The sequence below is a fragment of the Xenorhabdus sp. PB61.4 genome, from assembly GCF_963894935.1.
Taxonomy (GTDB): Bacteria; Pseudomonadota; Gammaproteobacteria; order Enterobacterales; family Enterobacteriaceae; genus Xenorhabdus; species Xenorhabdus stockiae.
Genome location: NZ_CAWQJR010000145.1, coordinates 1 through 18,582, shown reverse-complemented (window position 1 = coordinate 18,582; position 18,582 = coordinate 1). Strand labels below are relative to the sequence as shown.

Genomic DNA, 18,582 nt, shown 5'->3' with positions numbered 1-18,582 from the left:
ATTTTAAAATTTATAAACTGGTCATATATTTCTTTCTAGGTTGGAAGTGTAATTTCAACTATCATAATTTATGATAATAATGTTATTATTAACAAATTGGAATTAAATAAATTATATCCTCAGTCAGATAAATTGAACAACATTCACTCAGTTTATTTTGTGTTGTTATTTATCCATTACTTCCTTAACATATTCATAGCTAGCATAAGAAATATTAATTTCGATATTGAAATGTGAGGGTTATTAGAAAAACAATGGGTACTGTAATAAATTTTATTCATTCCCCAGAACCGATATCACCTGTTATTAATATGCAAAAATTAACTCGTGTTTATCAACACGGGGAAGAAGGGCAGATCTCTATTCTGAAAAATATTACCGCACAAATTTATGCAGGGCAGAGTTGCGCTATTGTCGGTACGTCAGGTTCGGGTAAAAGCACTTTACTGAATATTCTCGGCTTGCTGGATAAACCCACTTCCGGAGAGTATTTTCTTTGTGGCGTTGATATGTCAGTAGCAGATGCTGATCTGCGTGCCAGAATGCGCAATAAAGAAATCGGCTTTGTATTTCAGAGTTTTCATTTATTAGCCGGAATGACAGCAACAGAAAATGTCGCGTTACCACTACTTTATCGGGGCATTTCAGCTTCGCAGGCTCATAAAATTGCCAGAGAAAAATTGGGTTTGGTTGGACTTTCACACAGAGAAAATCATTACCCGGCAGACTTATCTGGCGGTCAACGACAGCGTGTTGCACTTGCCAGAGCATTAGTCGGAGAGCCTTCATTGCTGCTGGCTGATGAACCTACCGGTAATTTGGACCCGCAAACAGCAGAAGAAATTTTATCGTTACTTTCCACTCTTCACACCGACAATGCGATGACTCTGGTTGTAATAACCCATGATGCGATGGTAGCGAACCATATGCAGCGCGAATTACGTATGAGTGGTGGTCAGTTGCATGAGATCAGAGGAACGACAATGCATGCATGATAAAAGTCAGCCTAGTCATTATGGCATGTCAGTATTTATGATGTGGCGGGAAGCCTGGCGTAATTTAATGGCTACGGGGAAAAGCTCTCTGCTTGCTTTGTCTGGAATTGCGATTGGTTGTGCATCTGTCGTGGCCTTTCTGAATACAGGGCATAACGCGACCCTTGCAGCGCTGAAGATGTTCAGCGGGTTGGATATTAATGTGATCACAACTAATTTCTATTCTTACAATCATGGCATTGATAGTGAAGACATTAACATAGACGCGCTGAAAACGGCTATTCCGAGTTTATCTTCCGCAGCACCCTGGATCTATTATTCTTCTCCTGTGCGTTATAACGGTAAAACAGAACACTTTACCCTGATAGGCTCCACGGCCGCACTTGCGGAAGTTATGTTATTACAATTGCGGCATGGGCGATTTATCTCCGATTATGATCGTCACTCTCCTTATCTGGTTATGGGTAATGATGTCGCCGTTTCTCTCGTGGGAGATGACACGTCCCAAATACTTGGCAAGCAGATTCAGCTTGGTAATTATCTATATACCGTGATTGGTATTTTTGAAACAAAAGGGCAAAACCCTATTTTTCCTTTTTCTCTGGATTCCGTTGTCGTGGTTCCTCTCGAAACCATGCGTAAAATATCACAACATGCTCAGCTGAATGGCCTGATTACCCGTTCAGCCACAACTTCGACAACAGAAGCGGATGCAGAAAATTTGTCTGCGTTTTTTAAGAATAAGTTTCCCGAGGTTGAAATTAACGTTCGCGTTGCTCAGCAATTGTTACAAGGGCAGACGGAGCAGGGTAAAACCTTTACTTTTATGTTGATCGGGTTGGCTGGTATCTCACTACTAACGGGCGGAATTGCGATCTCTAATGTGATGTTGATGAATGTTTCTGCCCGGAGAAAAGAAATAGGGTTGCGTATGGCTTTGGGGGCAAGAGCACAGGATATCCGACGCCTGTTTTTGTATGAAGCGGCTGTATTGACTTTTACCGGCGCAATACTTGGTACTTTAGTGGGGATTATCGTTGCCTTCCTTTTTGTCCTTTACTCCGGTTGGTCATTTTCTCTGGCTCCGCTATCCATCCCTTTAGGAATAGGAAGTGCCGTTATAGCGGGGCTTATCTCCGGCTTTTATCCCGCTCATAAAGCCTCACAAATGGAACCTGTACAGGCATTACGTGATGATTAAAAATTATTTCATTTATGGTGTTCTGACTCTGTGTCTCTGTTTTTCTCAAGCCGGAGTTTCTGAATCTGATCACAGTCTGGATCGTAAAAATACAGGAGAAGTCATCGGCCTGTCGCTGAGTGATGCAATATCGCTGGGTTTACGGAATAACTATGCCATTCGCAGTGTTTATCTGGACCGTATCGCTCAGAAGTTTGATTTACGTGTAGCAGAAGACCGGTTTACGCCGAAATTGCAACTGAGCGGGCGTTATATTACGGGCAAAAATCAGGCAGAGAATTTCAACAAAACCAGCCTGTCTCCTAACGCCACATTACTTACACCTTTGGGGACACGTTTCACGCTGTCATGGGCGCGTGAGCACAATAAGTCAGGAATAAGCAGCCTTCACAATGATGGCGCAAGTATTACTATGATACAGCCTCTTTTACGAGGAGCCGGAACAGATGTGAATAATGCACCGGTTTTACTGGCAAAACTTCGGGAACAAACTAACCGTCTGAATTTAAAATCGACAATTTCCGAGTCCATTACACAAATTATTCTGGCCTATCACGCGTTACTCCGGGCGCAGGAGCAACAGGCTTTGTCTGCCGCTTCCCTTAAACGTATGCAGAAACTGGTTGAGACAAATAAGGAGTTGATTGATGCAGGCCGAATGGCTCAGACAGATATCATACAGACACAGGCCGATTTGGCGATGCAGGAACTCTCAGCAAAAGAGGCTGAAAATAATGTTAATGCGGCAAAACTGACACTCCTGAAGCTACTGGCTCTGAGCCTCAAAACGCCTATCCATGCAACAGATACTCTGAAAGGGACTTATGTCAGGCTGGATGTTGAACAATCAATTAAAAAGGCACAAGCTCAACAACCGGGTTATCTTACTCAGCTACTTTCTGCAAAAACCGCCGATATTCAGTTATTGCAGGCCAGAGATAACCAACTCTGGGATTTATCACTGGTTGGCGGAACCTCCCAGTATCGTTCCTCTTCTGCTGACACCCGAAACTGGGAAAATTATATCGGTATCCAACTGGATATCCCAATCGGGGATATGACAAAACAACAAGCGGAAATTCAGGCCAGAGTTGATGTTCAGAAGCAGGCATTACATCTGGAAGAGGCCAGAATCAATCTGGAGCAGAGAGTAACGAATGCCATCCGTGATACTGAATCACGCTGGCAGGAATATCAGCTAGCCATAAAGGCCAGTTCACTTTCGCAACAAAAACTTGAAATCGAAAAGGAAAAATTACAGGCGGGGCGATCCAGCAACTTTCAGGTACTGAGTTTTGAAACTGACCTGAGAAATGCGGAAAATGCCCGCCTGAATACGCTTATCCAGTACCTCAATGCTCAGGCTGAACTGGATCAAATTCTGGGTACAACACTGGAAAGCTGGGAGATAACGATTAATGAATAAACACTCAGTTTTTAACTACTCCATGATTAGGCGTTATCGGTGGGTCATCATGGGAGTGCTGGCGGCTATCGTCTGTTTTTGGGCTTTATCCTCTTCAGGGGGATTGTCCTCAGAAAAATCTCCCGCTCAAGACGCTGTACAGTGGATTACTATAAATCCCTCTCCGATAGAAAAACGACTGGACTTGGTAGGTAAACTCCAGTCCGGACGCCTTGAAACTATCCCTGCGCCATTTGAGGGGATTATCCAACAGGTTCTGGTTAAAGAAGGACAGCAGGTTTCCCCAGATCAGACTTTAGTCACGCTTGATACCCGGAAAATTGAAATAGAAATTCGACAGGCTCAGGTGGAAATGATTAAAGCCTCATCTGCGGTTGAAGAATTACGGGACTGGGAAAACAGTCAGGAAGTCATTCGGGCCAGAAGGAACGTCGAAAACGCGAACCACATGGTAATGGAGCTTAAAAATAATCTGGCAAAAACACAGGCGCTTTTTTCACGGGGAATTGTCCCGAGAATGGAAGTTGAAAACCTTGAGCAACAACTCCGTCGGCAACTGACGGAACTTGCTTCAGCGAAGGATGATCTTACATCTACCCGACAAAAAGGCAGTGCCAGCCACGTACAAGTGGCAGAAATGGGGCTTAAAAATGCCACAAGCCGTTATCAGGCGTTACAGGAACAATACGCACATAAGGAAATAAAAGCGCCATTTTCTGGTGTCATCCTTAAGGCACAGCAGGGAGAAAAGGGCAAATCATTCGCAATTCAGACAGGTGTGCGGGTTACAGAAGGAATGCCTTTGCTGGAAATTATGGATACAACCCAGTTTCAGGTATTGGCGCAGGTTGAAGAAGCGGATCTCGTCAAACTAAAGGAAGGGTTACCAGTCAAAATCAGCGGCGAAGGGTTTTCTGGCTATTTTATGGATGGAAAAATTGAAACCATCGCTATGCAAAGCGCAAGCAACGATCAGCCCGGAACAGCCGTTTATTATGATGTTGTGATCAAAGTGACATCACCCATAAACACGAATTATCTCATCAGGCCCGGTATGAGCGCTAAAGTCAGTATCGTTGTTTATCACAATGAACAGGGAGTTGTGATACCCGAAAAAGCGCTGTCACGTGACAATGATGGGAATTTGAGCGTAAGCTGGCGCCCGGATTTAAAAAGTCAGGCAATTTCCCGCCAGATAACGGTCGGTGAGGCTATGCCGGAAGGATTAGAAATTCATGGGCTGGAAAAAGGATTTATTGCATTATCTCCCTGAAAAATGAAGCTCATTAGTATAAACAAACAGCCCGTTATTGGGCTGTAGTATATAGCACAGATACGGGGATAATCAGTTATCCCACTGAGGGGCTAAACCTTCCGGATCAGCAATGCGCTCATTACGCTCAAGGGTGGCTATAGCAGCCATATCTTCTGCATTAAGTTTTAGCGCCATCGCTTTCAGGTTATTTTGTAAATTCTCACGTTTAGTTGAAGATGGGATCACGCTATAACCTAATTCCATTGCCCATGCCAGACTAACCTGAACGGGGCTCGCCTGATGTTTTTCTGCGATACGTCCGATAACCTCATCCTGAAGCACTTTGCCATACGCAAGGGTCATATATGAAGTGATATGAATTCCGTGCTCTTTCGCCCAGTCTGTTACATAACGGTTTTGCAAATAGGGGGAAACTTCAATCTGGTTAGTTGCGATATTTTCGGCACCTACCGCATCAATAGCCTGTTGCATCAGAGCAACGGTAAAGTTTGAAACGCCAATTTCACGTGTCAGGCCCATTTTTTTCGCTTCCAGTAACGCACTCATTGTTTCTTCAAGACTAACGGCATTATTTGGCGACGGCCAATGAATTAATGTCAGGTCAACATAATCCGTGCCTAATTTAGCAAGACTTTCTTTGAGGCTCGGTATTACTTTCTCTGCGCCCATATTATCAGTCCAGATTTTAGTCGTGATATAGATATCCTCACGGGCTACGCCACTTTCTTTAATAGCCTGACCCACTGCTGCTTCATTCTCATAAATCTGTGCGGTATCAATCGCCCGATACCCTAATTCAATAGCATTTTTTACTGATGCAATAACAACATCATCTTTCAGACGAAAAGTACCTAATCCAAATGCGGGAACAGACATAATCAACCTCGTATAGTATTTGATATTTGTGATTACGGGGTAAATTATCCCTTAAAAAGAGAATTATTCATAAATTTTTCTCAATTAATTTTTTAATTAGAAAAAATATAATTTTTTGAAATGCGTCGCAAAAAAAGGATGAAAAGCATAAAGCATCGTAGAGGTGCTTGTATTCGAAAGAGACAACGTTCATGATTAAAATAATCACATAAAGTGATAGTTTTAACATGTTATAGAATTAATTAATAAAATTATCCCATTGCCTTGTAGGGGGTTGCATGTTGTCTCATTTCCTAAAACAGGTCCAGAATTATCCGGAAAAAATCGCTATTTTCACGCCTGAAAAAGAACTCAGTTATCGAACCCTTAAGTTGCATTCAGCGACCATCGCAGGCTCGCTGCGATCTCTCGGAATAACCCATGAAGTGCCTGTTGCCATCTTGTTGCCTCCTGGCATAGAACAAATTACGAGCCAGATTGCTATTCTGATGGCTGGTGGAAGCTGTGTACCTCTTGATCCCAATGTCCCTCCGGCACGCTTAAACGATATGCTGGAAGATCTGGCTGTGAAGTGGACGATTACCGATTCTCCAGAGAAATTTTCTCAGTTAAAAACGACATTCGTTTCATTTTCTGATTTACTTGCAGCGGGAGAGGAGCTAGCTGATACCGATATTGCTTGTCTGGCCCCAACTCATCGAACTCATGTACTTTTTACCTCTGGTACAACCGGTAAACCCAAAGGGGTACAGGTTGAGAGTAAAGGCATCATGCGGGTGATTGTCGATGCGGGATATATAAATATCACTCCGGAAGACCGCATAGCCTGTACCTGCAACTCAACATTTGACATATCATTGTTTGAAGTCTGGGGAACACTGCTCAACGGTGCAACAGCTTTCATTCCTCCCAAAAAAGATGTGCTGGACATAGAATATTTTCAGTCTGAACTGACGAATCAAGAAATTTCTATTGTTTTCGTTGCGGCAACACTTTTCAATCTGATAGCAAAAACATACCCTCAGGCATTCCGTGAAATTCGCTATCTTGTGATAGGGGCTGAAGCGCTCAATGCTCATACGGTGAAACTGGTTCTGGAAGCCGGCGCGCCACCCCAGCATATTATTAATGGATATGGCCCAACGGAAAGTACCATATTTGCGCTTTCACACGATATCAGACTGGAAGATTTGGTGGATGGTAGTGTTCCTATCGGAAGCCCCATAAATCATACCTGTGCATTTGTTTTAGACGATAATATGAAACCTCTGGCACCCGGCAATTTGGGGCAGCTCTATCTCGGCGGTGAGGGGCTTTCACGAGGTTACTGGAACCGGGATGAGCTGAATGCTGATCGCTTCGTGCATGTTTCTATTCCCGGATATCCCCAGCCAATACGGCTTTATAAGACGGGCGATCTCAGCTGGCAGCGTGACGATGGTGTCTTTATGTACTCTGGTCGTATGGACAGTCAGGTAAAATTACGTGGTCATCGTATCGAGCTGGAAGAAATAGAAGTTCGTCTTCTGGAAAGTAAAGAAGTCCGTCTGACCAAAGTTTGTGCTGTGAAACACGAAGATAAAGATCACGAAGGTGAAGACGATTTTCTTGCCGCTTTTGTTGTACCGCGCTCACCGGAAACATTCGATCAAGAACGGCTTATACACGAACTGGAGGAATATCTTCCTGCATATATGCTACCTCGTATTTTCGTCATCGAAGATATTCCGACGACACCGCACGGAAAAGCAGACCATCGTAAGTTAATGGCTTTGCTGGAAAAACCGGCACCATCAGAGGAGCGCCCGGCAGGTTTTAATGATACCGAGTATGCAGTATTTCGTATCTGGAGCAAGATCCTGAATCATAGCGAAATCTCCCTTGATGATAATTTCTTTCAGATAGGGGGAAGTTCCTTGCAAGCCGCGCGCCTTGTGATTGAACTGGCCCGCCAATTCAACCAGCATTTTATGGTACAGACCCTTTACGAAGTACCAAACCTTCGACAGCTTGCCAAAATTATTTCACAAGGAAATACGATTCCTATACTGGATGATGAAGTTAAGGAATGGCTATACGATGGGCAACTTCCAGCAGATATCAAACCATTGCCTGAAGCACCTCAAAACTGGGCAGAGCTTGCCAGTCCCACCATTTTTCTAACGGGTGTGACCGGTTTTCTTGGGGCATTTTTCTTACGTGAACTGCTCACCTTCAAGAAGATAAAAGGGAATATAAAAAATATAATTTGTCTCGTTCGGGCAAAAGACGATGATACGGCATTCCAACGTATTGAAAGTACGCTCTCCAAGTACGGGTTGTGGGAACCTTCGTTCGCAGGGCGCATTAAAGCTATCGCGGGTGACTTATCTCAATCAAAATTAGGGTTAAGTGACAAACTCCACCATGAATTGGCTAATACATGTGATGTTGTTTTTCATCTGGCAGCGAATGTTAACTATATTCATCCTTATCGCATCCAGCGAGCCTCTAACATTGAGAGCACACTGAACATTCTTCGTTTCGCCACACAAGGTAAAGCCAAAGCGGTACATTACGCTTCAACGATAGCCGTATTTGGTCCGGTGGGATTATTGAACGCGAGACCCAGGGTCTACGAGAATGACAGCCTTATACCTTATATTGAAGGTCTTAAATACGATATCGGCTACGCACAGAGCAAGTGGGTTGTTGAACAACTGATGTTGCAGGCACGGGAATTAGGTATCCCATTATCTGTTTATCGGCCTGGTTTTATCATGGGGGATAGTGTTCGCGGTGTCGGTAACCCTAATGATTTTGTTGCACGCCTGATAATGGGATGTATTGCTATCGGAGCCTGCCCAAAATTACCACTACAGTGGAAAGAATTTGTTCCTGTCGACTATGTCAGTGCTGCGCTCTTAACTATCGCTGCGGATACAAAGAATCTGGGACAGGTTTATCACCTTGTTCCTCCGGAAAGAGAACAATCCGTTAGTGTTGATAAATTCTTTCATCTTCTGGAAGAGTGTCACGGCTCTCCGCTGCAATCACTTCCTTATAATGAGTGGGTCTCCAAACTAACTTCTGATCCTCACTTGCACGACAACGCGCTGTTACCCTTATTGCCGATGCTTTCTGAGCGTGTCTATCAGCAGTTAACACGCTGGGAAGTCAGCGAAAATATGCCAATTTACGACTCCAGAAATACCAGCCTGGCATTGGCTAATGCAGGACATTCGGTGCATTTCACCCCGATGGGAAAAGAGCTACTCTCAAAATATCTTACCTATTACCTTCCCAACTAACATTTTCTGACGAAACAGTTAATTATAAACGGGGCTTATAATGCAGCCCCGTTTAGCGTTTTAACTATCTTTTCAACATCAGAGATAGAAACCGAATCCGGAAATTAGGTTGGCTCAGCGGTACGTAACAGTTCTGCATAGATACCATCTTTTTCGACCAACTGTTGATGGGTTCCCCATTCTTTTAACTGGCCATCCTTGAGCACCAATATTTGATCCGCATGACGAATAGTGGAGAGGCGGTGCGCAATAGAGATAACTGTACGTTCGGATGCCATTTGTGCCAAAGCCAGAGAAATTGCCTTCTCTGTTGTGTTGTCAAGCGCACTGGTTGCTTCATCAAGCAGCAGAATTGGCGGGTTACGCAGGATCGTTCTAGCCAGCGCGAGGCGCTGCTTTTCTCCGCCTGAAAAACGATAGCCACGTTCACCAACCTTAGTCTGATAACCTTCAGGCTGCGAGACGATTAAATCATGGATTTGTGCAGTACGCGCGGACGCAACAAGATCCTCATCACTGGCCTCTGGGCAGGCAAAGCGTAAGTTTTCTGCGATACTCGTATTCATGAGAAATGGCTCTTGTGTGACTACGCCGAGTACGCTGGCAAGTTGTTCAAGCTCATTTCTCGAAGGTCAATGCCATCAATGGTAATCCGACCATGACCACTCACCGGCAGTATGTGCACGCACTTCTAAATGCAAGGTTTTGGACGATGCTTTTTCAAAACGCTGGATAAGAAAAAAACTGCGTGCCAAAGTACGCGACAGGATAATACCCGGCGCTGATAGGGTCTCTTGTACGATAGCTGACATATCTGCATGACCATCTTGTTGTTGATGCGTCAGGCGTTCACGCATGAGACCGACTTTGTGGCTGAGCCAGAGTGATGGCGGCAAAACAGCAAAGGAGAACAGGGCGAGTCGCCAGTCCAGTAACAACATCGCAATGGCGGTGGTTACGGTAATGGTGGCACTGCGAATGATTTCGGTCACCGTATTGCTAACGACAGATTGAAGTCCGCCAATATCACTGGCAATACTTGATTGAATCTCACCGGTCCGAGTTCGAGTAAAAAAGGCAAGAGAAAGTGTTTGCAGATGCCCATAGAGCCGTACCCGCAGCCCGTGCATAATGGCTTGACCTATCTGGGTAGATAAGATCATTTGTGCCGCATTAATCACTGCGTTTAGTGCGGTAATCACAATCAAACCTAATGCTAACCAGACAAGAAGCTGTATATTTTGTTGCGGTAGCGCAGTATCAATAATTTCGCGTAATAAAAAAGGTGCGAGAACACCGATACCAGCCCCAATAACGATGAGTAAACCAATAAAAATAATACGCCCTCGCCAAGGCTTAAATAGGGTCAGAATGCGTTGCAAAGAAACATGGCGTGCAGAAAGTTTTTCGTAGTCGTTAAAATTATCCATAAACTTTATTATCCAAGTTTTCACTCAATTAATAGTGCTTTTTCCAAAAGGCCTGATGCTTTCTAAGAAGCAGGGTAGTTCAGTTTCAGGTAACTGTATGTATCCGAATTTTGGCATTCCGCGCAGTCATCTTCTGAAAGTGATATTCAGATAAAGGATTACTTGTTTCCAGAAACAAAACGGGCAATCCGGAAGGGTTTTAATTCCACTCGTTCAGTGCCATTTATGATCTCTTCTTGTGCAAGCCGACATATCAATGGTGCAAGTGTAATTGCCGTATGCATACTAATCATATATAACCCTTGATAATCAGCCACTTTTCCAACGATCGGCATTCCATCATCTGGCATTGGACGTATACCAACGGAAGCCTGTTCTAAACATAAGCTATCACTTCCTATAAAAGACTCCTTTATGAGAGTTAGGGCTTTCTGAGCAATACACATAACACTATGCTCAGGTTGATCACTGATATAATCTTCTGCTGCAAGCAGCCTTGTTCCTGATACCGGGCGCACTTCTAAATCGGGAGTTGAGATAATACGGTGCACAAAAGGGACGTTAGCCTGATGCTGATATTGCACGATGATAGAAGGAGAGGAAGACAGGTAAGCGGTTTCTCCCAGTGTTTCCATCAGAGAAATAGTACCGGTACCCGCTGTAAGCACTACCTGTTCAGCATGGATGGTTTCCTGTGACGTTGTCACGCCAGTGATCTGTTTTCCATTATGGTTAATGGAGGTGACTTCTGTTTCTGGCAGATAAGTCACCCCGTTGTTTATGGCTTCCTGCAAAAGAAATTGCGTTGCGTGAATCGGGTCAACCGCACCTTCTTCCGTTGCAAACGCTGCAATATCTGGATAGACAGAAAGCTGCGGTTCTAGCATCTGAAGTTCATCTTTTGTCAGAGATATAATCTTAAAACCCGATTTATTATGATTATCAATAAATTGACGGGTTGCATATTCAGTTTCTTGCCAGCTGATAGCACCACACCAATTCACATTTAACTTTCCGTTTGTCTGCTTATCCAGCTTATGCCACTCATTCAGTGCTTGTTGCCTGAGTTTACGGTCAGCACCGAACCTGCCATAAGAAACATTTAGCCATGCGAAGGACTGTTTAGTTACACCGTTACCCAACTGGCCTTTATCAATAAGGATAATTTTTCCTTTGTCGCCATTAGACAAATAGTGATTAGACAAATACCATGCCAGTGTTGCACCGACAAAACCTGCACCAACAATAACAATTTTATTTTCTTTCATTGTTATGGCTCACCGATATAATTATGATTGACGTGGCTGAACAGCACTCAATGGCTTGATACTCATTCCCTTAAGCATACTTAACCATGCAAGAACGACAAGTCCCATCTGGATGATAAATAACAAATGAGGTGGGAGTTCGGTGAGTACAATACCGCTTAACATCGGACTAAATGCGCCGCCAAGAAACCCCAGCGTCTGAGCTGAAAAATAACTCGATTTCATGCCTTCCGGCGCAATATTATCGATCAACATATACTCACCCGGCGCATAAATTAGCTCGCCTAGTGTGAAGATAACGGCTGCAATCCCCCAAAGGTAAAGGTTTTTGTCCGCGAACATAAATACCGCTATGCCTATAAAGAAAAAGACACTACCTAATGTCATCAGGTTTTTCAGATTTTCCGGACGAATACGCCTACCCACCGCATACTGTAAAGTCACCACCACCGCAGCATTAATTGGTAATACAACACCGATAACGGCTTCAGCTAAGGTGCTATCAGCAACGGTCAGGACATATTGTGAGATCCAGACGGTAAAAGAGCCGAATACCAGTGAGCCAAGAAAAGTTGAAAGAATAAACCATACCAGTGCACGATCTCTTAGCATCACTGCCGGATCCCACTTTGTGGCTGGATTTTGGTTATTTCCGGCAGTTCTGACTCGTTGAACATAGCGCTGGATAAAGACGATAGGGAAAGCAGCGGAAAATGCGGCTAACCAAAACGGAAAATTGGCACTGTACATCAAAAGCCATGTACCGATTGGTGGACCGATAGTCCAGCCTATATTAACAAAGGTATAGTTCAGCGAAAAAATTTTCGCTTTCGTTGACGCCGACAAGGTATCGGCAAAATAACCTTTCAGTACTGTCGCAAATACCGTATAGGCACAATTTATTAGAGAGAGAAAAGCGACAACTAAACCTGCATGATTAACCAAAGGGATCGCAATAAAACCACAGATAAATGCGATAATAGCTAACAGCATGTAGTTTTTTTTATCAAATTTATCGGCCAGAATTCCAAACCCAAGACTAAAGAGTATACCTATAGTCAAAGCAATGCTTATCGAAAACCCGACCTGATTAACAGGCATCTGATACTGACGGGACAGATAGATGGCCATAAAGGGAATTGTTGCTCCACGCCCTATAGTCAAAAGCAAAGAAGAAATCAGTAACACACTGGTTGATATATTTGATTTGGAGAACATTGGCACACCCTGAAAATATTTTTTGTTACGCTACTGTTAATAAATAGCTAAGCTACAGTGTTTTTTAACTCTAGGAAATACTTCAGACGGGGCAAAAGAGTGAAAAGGGTAAAAACGGCATTTTGCATCATATATGTGTTCATTAGTAAGTGGAAGATACGAAATAACGTGTGCCGACAATTCAGAATAGATAATTATGCTGGTGGTTTTTACAGTTGTTTTTAATTGCACATAAAACCGCCATGTAGACGTTGTTTGGTTTTCGGGTTGAAAATGTTATAACCATAGCGTTTTCTTTCAAAACTAACATGTCCAAATCTGGCAAATTCACTCTTTCAATTAATCCATTGTGTAAAAGACTTTTCGAGCAAATGATTTTTCTTCGTTACAGGTATGTCTCTAATTAGTCTTCTTTGCTTTAAAATCAATCGGTAATATCAATCTTGCATTTTTTACATCATTAGACTCCAAACTCGTGAATGATACTTTTTCGCCATATAATCCGGGAGAACACAATGAGAACGTTGATTTACGCCATTTCCATTCTTTTCATGTCCTCAACTTTGGCACTAGCATGTTCAACACATTCAACTTTTTATTTTGAAAACGAAAATGCCAAAGTGAAAGCATCACACATTTGCCCGAAGGGAGAACTCCCGTTCCATTCCCATCAACATCCACGAGTCATCGTTTCTGACCGGGATGGCGAACTTGATGTGGTTTATAAAAGCGGTAGAACTGACAAAATTATTTTGAAAAAAGGCATTCCTGTTTATCTGGATAAAAAACAAGGTCTAGAGCCTCATAAAGACATTAATCCGGGGACTCATCTCCTGAATATTACGGTTGTCGAACTGATGAGTGCACAATAAATTCAATATGTTTCGACCGCCCCAGAAGGAAACGCGGGGCGGTTGTAAGTCAGTCAGTACGGATTATTCGTAGTTACGTAACTAACCTTTAAGCTCTCTGGCACATTGCTGGAGGCACTGAAATGATGTAAAGCGAATATTATGATGTTCCCGATGAGATTCGTTCGGTTCGTATGTACGATCAATTTTAGAGAAACTCGACATCGCTTCACCAACACTTTCACATACCCCTCCGGCAACTGCGCCCAAAATAGCGGAGCCAAGTAAAACCGGTTCACTTGCCTGCGTTGCAATGACTGTCACACCACAGGTATCTGCAATGAGCTGGCGGACTAAAGGATGCTGACCAGCCCCTCCGCTGATAACAATATTGTCAATTGTAGCGCCTGATTTCGCTTGTGCTTCGATTATTTGTCTTAGCCCGTAACCAATACCACATATACCGGCAATATAAAGCGAAAGCAGATTATCAAAGCTATCCTCCATCCCCAATCCTGCTATGACAGCGCGTGCATGAGGATCAGCAAAAGGTGCTCTGTTTCCCAGAAACTCAGGAACAACATGTATGCCTTCTGCCAGTTCTACAGCTTGAGAGGCTGATTGTGTTTTTTCCAGAACCCTATCTGCTAAAAAAACCGGCAAAGATTTGTGTTTTTCTTTTGCCATCGCTTTGGCTGCTATTGCGGCAGGGTGCAAAGACAATAGTTGATCAATGGCGGCCCCGGCTGCACTTTGTCCACCTTCGCTGAGCCACATGCCGGGTACCATTGCAGAAAAGTATGGCCCCCAGACACCGGGTATAAATACCGGCTCCAGAGTTGTCGTCATCGTACAGGAAGAGGTACCGAATACATAAGCCATGTTACGTGTTGCATCACCATTGATACCAACTGTTCCGATGCCTCCGGCATGTGCATCAATCATTCCTGCGGCAACAGGTATTCCTGCCAGTAATCCCATCTGTTTTGCGGCACTTTCTGTCAGTCCCTGACCACAAGGCGTACCCGGTTCAACAATGTTCTGTCCAATACGATGAAAATTTTCATCTGCCAGTTCAGACAGACCAATTTTCCTGAAATAATCCTCATCCCAACGCTTTTCATGTGCAAGGTAAGTCCACTTGCAGGTGACAGTACAAGTAGAGCGGGAAAGGGAGCTGGTGGATTTCCAGGTCAGAAAATCCGCCAGATCAAAAAATTGCCATGCGCTATCAAATGATTCGCGGAGATTTTCTTTCAGCCAGAGAATTTTTGGTGTTTCCATTTCTGGAGAGATTTTACCGCCGACATAATCGAGAACAGAGTGACCTAACGCATTGATATACTCTGCCTGTGCTGTTGCCCGGTGATCCATCCAGACAATAATATTACGATTCGGATCATTACTCTGGCTGACGGAAATTGGCTCCTGATCTTTTCCCAGAACAACCAGTGAGCAGGTAGCATCAAAACCAATGCCAGCAACTTGTTGTGGGACACAGCCAGAGTGCGACATGGCTTCTCTGATGCAATAGCAGACAGCGTCCCATATTTCACGGCTGGACTGCTCGACAAAATGGGTGTTATCACGATAAAGCGTGATATCGCGTTTGGCAGATGACAGCATGTTACCGTTCATATCAAAAATACCGGCACGGGCACTGCCAGTGCCGACATCAACACCAATGACGACTTTGCCATTATCCGGACTCGGACTATTTTCTAGATTAATGTTCATGGTTATCCTTGCTACGAGGCTAGAGATCTACACTGTTTGGCAGAATAACCAAATCACGGATAGTGACATTTCTCGGGCGAGTTAGCATAAATAGCACCGCTTCCGCCACTTCAATAGGCTGCATCAGGCTACCATTTGCCAGTGCTTCTTCCATTTTCGCTTTAGGCCAGTCATCCAATAGGGCAGTGACTACAGGTCCCGGAAGTACGGCACCAACACGCACGCCATGTTCAGCCATCTGACGACGGGTAGAGTGAACAAATGCCTGAACTGCATATTTAGAAGCGGTGTAAATAGGTTCCCAGACCACCGGAACCACACCAGAAATAGAACTCGTAAATAATACATCGCCAGATTTCTGCTCAATAAAATGGGGTAACACAGCACGAACACTACGAAATGCAGCATTAATGTTCAGGTTGAGTACCTTATCCCAAACATCGGGGTCACCTTCAGCAACAGGCCCACCGATATAGGCACCTGCGTTAGCATGGAAAATATCAAGACGCCCGGCTTTTTTCAGTATTTCATCAAGTATGCCGTCAACCTGTTCTGGCTTCATCAGATCAATAACCAGCGGGATGGCATTTTCACCGAGTTCAGAAACGAGTTGCATCAGACGTTCTTTGGCACGATCAATAAGAACTACTTTAACACCAGCCTCAATCAGTATCCGTGCACACTCAAGACCGATACCAGATGCTGCGCCAGTGATAGCAGCGACTTTATTTTCCAGCGAGATAGCCATAAAAGAAAACTCCAGCAATTTTTTTGTAAGGATAAGAGAGTGTTACTAAATCGATGTAGCAGTATTGCGACTTTCCTGCTTTAGTGTCAATCTGAGGATTGGAGATTCAAAGACGCACATACGGAATGGTGGTTCTGATTGGCTACATATCTTAAAATTCATTGTGTAAAGAAGCACTCCCGATAGCAAAATATAAAGGAGAGATCATTTATTTTCTCTATTTTATATTTTGTATTTTATTTCCAAAGGAAATGATAGGATATCAATATGTTTTTTTAGGGGTTCCTATAATATGCCATGGACTTTTTCACATCCCGCAGCTGTTTTTCCTTTGAAGCATCTTCCGGGAGGAAAATTATTAAATTTACCAGCGTTAATTACTGGTAGTTTGTCTCCTGATCTTTTTTACTCTGCTGGCTTATATGGTATTGCAACAACTGCGCATAGTTTAACTGGATGGTTTTATACTGCATTTCCCTTATGTTTATTGATATTCTTAATTGTACACCTATTATCATCTCCTTTATCTAGCCTTTTCCCAATATCTTTTTCTCCGAATAAAATTTCGGGTTATAAGGATTGGCTTATTTTTGTGTTTTCGTTATTTTTAGGCGCCGTAACCCATATTATCTGGGATTCATTCACCCATGAGACTGGATTTCTTGTCAAAAAAATCTCTCTATTACAATTTCACCTTTTTCAATCTGTAACTAACGGGCCGGGGGTTGGTGTCTATAAGATACTGCAACACCTGAGTTCATGCTTAGGTTTGCTGTACATTGCCATAATATACTGGCGCTATCAGAAAAGGCTGGCTCTCACTGAGCAGAAAGAAAACATAAAAAAACTTTCTCATCTGATCATTATTGGATTTATCTCAGGTATCTTTGTATGCCCGATAGCATTGTTTTTATCCTGGGATATATCAGGAATCAATATAGGTAAATTTATTTTTAAGCAGCTCACTTTATCTGTTCCTGTTTTCTTTATTATTTTGGTGGTAATGGCATTATGGGTGAAATATCAGGAATGGTGTACATATCGAACCAAAAAGTAATTAACCACATCTCTGTTTAAGAAGAGATGTGGTTAAATAATGCATTACTCCTATTTCGTAAAACATTTTATCTATCGTTCATATACACAATAAATTTCAAGGTGTGTCGCTAAGAAAAGAGTTCATCCCCGTGAGCATAGATAACCGTATGTTTATAAAAATAGTGACTGGAGTGAACAATCGTAGCCAACAAATAGGCAATTTAAAAGATAAACTGTATAGCACATTTTATGCTGAATTTTATCGTTATATAGTAACGCTTCTATTACAGATTTTAAGCCCTCCCTTACTCATCAGATTGTGTAAGAGCTATCACTAAGTGCTTTTTGTCCACATTATCTGTGGATAAGGTAGTAGATAAAAATGTGGATATACAGGCTATTCAGTGTGGGATGGAGGAAAAGGGCAAGTTTATCTTCTGTACAAAATTACACCAAAAAAGCAATGAGAGACGAAAGCGCTGTTTAAGGTTAATATAAACCCACTAAAAGGTTTGATTATTTGAAAATAGTCGGAATATTTTGAATTGAAAAAAGATGAAATTGAGAGGAATCTGTTATGCCTATATGGGTAGATGCCGACGCATGTCCTAAGGTGATAAAGGAAGTATTATATCGTGCGGCAGAACGTGAAAAAATACAGGTGACACTCGTCGCTAATCAACGATTAAGCGTTCCTGCATCTGCTTTTCTACGTACTTTACAAGTTCCTGCAGGGTTTGACGTCGCTGACAATGAAATTGTTCGTCGCTCAGAAAGTGGTGATCTGGTGATTACGGCGGATATTCCTCTTGCTGCTGAAGTGATGGAAAAGGGGGCTATCGCACTCAATCCGCGCGGTGAGCGTTATAGTGATGCGACAATACGTGAGCGCCTGGCTATGCGGGATTTTATGGATACAATGCGAGCAAGTGGAATTCAGACAGGGGGACCAGCTACGCTAAACCAACGTGATCGTCAGCGATTCGCCAATGAACTGGATAAATGGCTATTGCAGCAAAAAAAATCCTGAAAATAAACGTAATTGCCTCCAGATAAAAAGGAAAAGGCACGGACTATTATTAAAGGAATTATCACGTAGACCTTTTATATTTTTGATAATTTCCACTTAATAACCACCTACTAAGAGTAGGTGGAACCTTTCATATAAAAGAAAAATATCTGTTAAATTATATTTACATATAATTATGTGAATTAAAGTACATAAGTG

Annotated in this window: 14 protein-coding genes and 1 pseudogene; 8 read left to right on the top strand and 7 right to left on the bottom strand. The window is 43.0% G+C overall.

Annotated features, from left to right (window positions below; translation table 11 throughout):
* Positions 1-311 precede the first annotated feature (311 nt).
* The 4 genes from AACX68_RS07870 to AACX68_RS07855 are packed head-to-tail and all read left to right on the top strand — an operon-like array spanning position 312 to position 4,895.
* A complete protein-coding gene (locus tag AACX68_RS07870) occupies positions 312-995 on the top strand; it encodes an ABC transporter ATP-binding protein (RefSeq protein WP_228858745.1) in 684 nt (227 codons plus the stop codon).
* The gene (locus tag AACX68_RS07865) at positions 988-2,196 is read left to right on the top strand and encodes an ABC transporter permease (RefSeq protein WP_228858744.1); all 1,209 of its coding nucleotides are present in this window, start codon (positions 988-990) and stop codon (positions 2,194-2,196) included. Before AACX68_RS07870 ends, AACX68_RS07865 begins: the two co-directional genes overlap by 8 nt.
* A complete protein-coding gene (locus AACX68_RS07860; RefSeq protein WP_228858743.1) occupies positions 2,189-3,622 on the top strand; it encodes a TolC family protein in 1,434 nt (477 codons plus the stop codon). The genes AACX68_RS07865 and AACX68_RS07860 overlap by 8 nt, the downstream gene beginning before the upstream one ends.
* The gene (locus AACX68_RS07855) at positions 3,615-4,895 is read left to right on the top strand and encodes an HlyD family secretion protein (RefSeq protein WP_228858742.1); all 1,281 of its coding nucleotides are present in this window, start codon (positions 3,615-3,617) and stop codon (positions 4,893-4,895) included. Before AACX68_RS07860 ends, AACX68_RS07855 begins: the two co-directional genes overlap by 8 nt.
* 72 nt (positions 4,896-4,967) lie before the next feature.
* On the opposite strand, the gene dkgB is transcribed toward AACX68_RS07855, so the two are convergent.
* Positions 4,968-5,774, bottom strand: a complete 807-nt coding sequence (dkgB, locus tag AACX68_RS07850; protein WP_228858741.1) for a 2,5-didehydrogluconate reductase DkgB — start codon at positions 5,772-5,774, stop codon at positions 4,968-4,970.
* Between the two features lie 278 nt (positions 5,775-6,052).
* Here dkgB and AACX68_RS07845 point away from each other — a divergent pair, with 278 nt between their 5' ends.
* The gene (locus AACX68_RS07845) at positions 6,053-9,064 is read left to right on the top strand and encodes a non-ribosomal peptide synthetase (RefSeq protein WP_228858740.1); all 3,012 of its coding nucleotides are present in this window, start codon (positions 6,053-6,055) and stop codon (positions 9,062-9,064) included.
* Positions 9,065-9,168: 104 nt separating this feature from the next.
* Here AACX68_RS07845 and AACX68_RS07840 read toward each other — a convergent pair.
* The 4 genes and pseudogenes from AACX68_RS07840 to ydeE form a co-directional block, all read right to left on the bottom strand.
* Positions 9,169-9,675, bottom strand: a pseudogene (locus tag AACX68_RS07840) (ATP-binding cassette domain-containing protein); the annotation flags it as partial.
* A 30-nt stretch (positions 9,676-9,705) separates the two neighbouring features.
* Positions 9,706-10,494 carry an ABC transporter ATP-binding protein gene (locus tag AACX68_RS07835; RefSeq protein ID WP_228858738.1) on the bottom strand — a complete coding sequence of 263 codons (789 nt, stop codon included), beginning with the start codon at positions 10,492-10,494 and terminating at the stop codon, positions 9,706-9,708.
* A 158-nt stretch (positions 10,495-10,652) separates the two neighbouring features.
* On the bottom strand, positions 10,653-11,762 hold the full coding sequence (locus AACX68_RS07830; RefSeq protein ID WP_228858737.1) for an NAD(P)/FAD-dependent oxidoreductase: 1,110 nt from the start codon (positions 11,760-11,762) through the stop codon (positions 10,653-10,655).
* 21 nt (positions 11,763-11,783) lie between these two features.
* Positions 11,784-12,980: an efflux MFS transporter YdeE gene (gene ydeE, locus AACX68_RS07825; protein ID WP_228858736.1), complete on the bottom strand. Its 1,197-nt coding sequence runs from the start codon at positions 12,978-12,980 to the stop codon at positions 11,784-11,786.
* A gap of 515 nt (positions 12,981-13,495) precedes the next feature.
* On the opposite strand from ydeE, the gene AACX68_RS07820 reads away from it, so the two are divergent.
* The gene (locus AACX68_RS07820) at positions 13,496-13,852 is read left to right on the top strand and encodes a hypothetical protein (protein WP_228858735.1); all 357 of its coding nucleotides are present in this window, start codon (positions 13,496-13,498) and stop codon (positions 13,850-13,852) included.
* Between the two features lie 81 nt (positions 13,853-13,933).
* Here AACX68_RS07820 and AACX68_RS07815 read toward each other — a convergent pair whose 3' ends face one another.
* Both AACX68_RS07815 and AACX68_RS07810 read right to left on the bottom strand, forming a co-directional pair.
* On the bottom strand, positions 13,934-15,568 hold the full coding sequence (locus tag AACX68_RS07815; RefSeq protein ID WP_228858734.1) for an FGGY-family carbohydrate kinase: 1,635 nt from the start codon (positions 15,566-15,568) through the stop codon (positions 13,934-13,936).
* A gap of 19 nt (positions 15,569-15,587) precedes the next feature.
* Positions 15,588-16,316, bottom strand: coding sequence for an SDR family oxidoreductase (locus AACX68_RS07810; protein WP_228858733.1), 729 nt, complete (start codon positions 16,314-16,316; stop codon positions 15,588-15,590).
* 292 nt (positions 16,317-16,608) lie between these two features.
* On the opposite strand from AACX68_RS07810, the gene AACX68_RS07805 reads away from it, so the two are divergent.
* Complete coding sequence (locus tag AACX68_RS07805) at positions 16,609-17,373, top strand: DUF4184 family protein (RefSeq protein ID WP_228858732.1); 765 nt, start codon at positions 16,609-16,611, stop codon at positions 17,371-17,373.
* Positions 17,374-17,931: 558 nt separating this feature from the next.
* Positions 17,932-18,384, top strand: a complete 453-nt coding sequence (locus AACX68_RS07800) for a YaiI/YqxD family protein (RefSeq protein ID WP_228858731.1) — start codon at positions 17,932-17,934, stop codon at positions 18,382-18,384.
* The last annotated feature ends 198 nt before the right edge of the window (positions 18,385-18,582 follow it).

Bases quoted from the DNA above. Each gene is read 5' to 3' on its own strand.
- AACX68_RS07830 (WP_228858737.1), bottom strand. From the start codon at position 11,762: ATGAAAGAAAATAAAATTGTTATTGTTGGTGCAGGTTTTGTCGGTGCA.
- AACX68_RS07865 (WP_228858744.1), top strand. From the start codon at position 988: ATGCATGATAAAAGTCAGCCTAGTCATTATGGCATGTCAGTATTTATG.
- AACX68_RS07855 (WP_228858742.1), top strand. From the start codon at position 3,615: ATGAATAAACACTCAGTTTTTAACTACTCCATGATTAGGCGTTATCGG.
- AACX68_RS07860 (WP_228858743.1), top strand. From the start codon at position 2,189: ATGATTAAAAATTATTTCATTTATGGTGTTCTGACTCTGTGTCTCTGT.
- AACX68_RS07835 (WP_228858738.1), bottom strand. From the start codon at position 10,494: ATGGATAATTTTAACGACTACGAAAAACTTTCTGCACGCCATGTTTCT.
- dkgB (WP_228858741.1), bottom strand. From the start codon at position 5,774: ATGTCTGTTCCCGCATTTGGATTAGGTACTTTTCGTCTGAAAGATGAT.
- AACX68_RS07815 (WP_228858734.1), bottom strand. From the start codon at position 15,568: ATGAACATTAATCTAGAAAATAGTCCGAGTCCGGATAATGGCAAAGTC.
- AACX68_RS07845 (WP_228858740.1), top strand. From the start codon at position 6,053: ATGTTGTCTCATTTCCTAAAACAGGTCCAGAATTATCCGGAAAAAATC.
- AACX68_RS07820 (WP_228858735.1), top strand. From the start codon at position 13,496: ATGAGAACGTTGATTTACGCCATTTCCATTCTTTTCATGTCCTCAACT.
- ydeE (WP_228858736.1), bottom strand. From the start codon at position 12,980: ATGTTCTCCAAATCAAATATATCAACCAGTGTGTTACTGATTTCTTCT.
- AACX68_RS07800 (WP_228858731.1), top strand. From the start codon at position 17,932: ATGCCTATATGGGTAGATGCCGACGCATGTCCTAAGGTGATAAAGGAA.
- AACX68_RS07810 (WP_228858733.1), bottom strand. From the start codon at position 16,316: ATGGCTATCTCGCTGGAAAATAAAGTCGCTGCTATCACTGGCGCAGCA.
- AACX68_RS07805 (WP_228858732.1), top strand. From the start codon at position 16,609: ATGCCATGGACTTTTTCACATCCCGCAGCTGTTTTTCCTTTGAAGCAT.
- AACX68_RS07870 (WP_228858745.1), top strand. From the start codon at position 312: ATGCAAAAATTAACTCGTGTTTATCAACACGGGGAAGAAGGGCAGATC.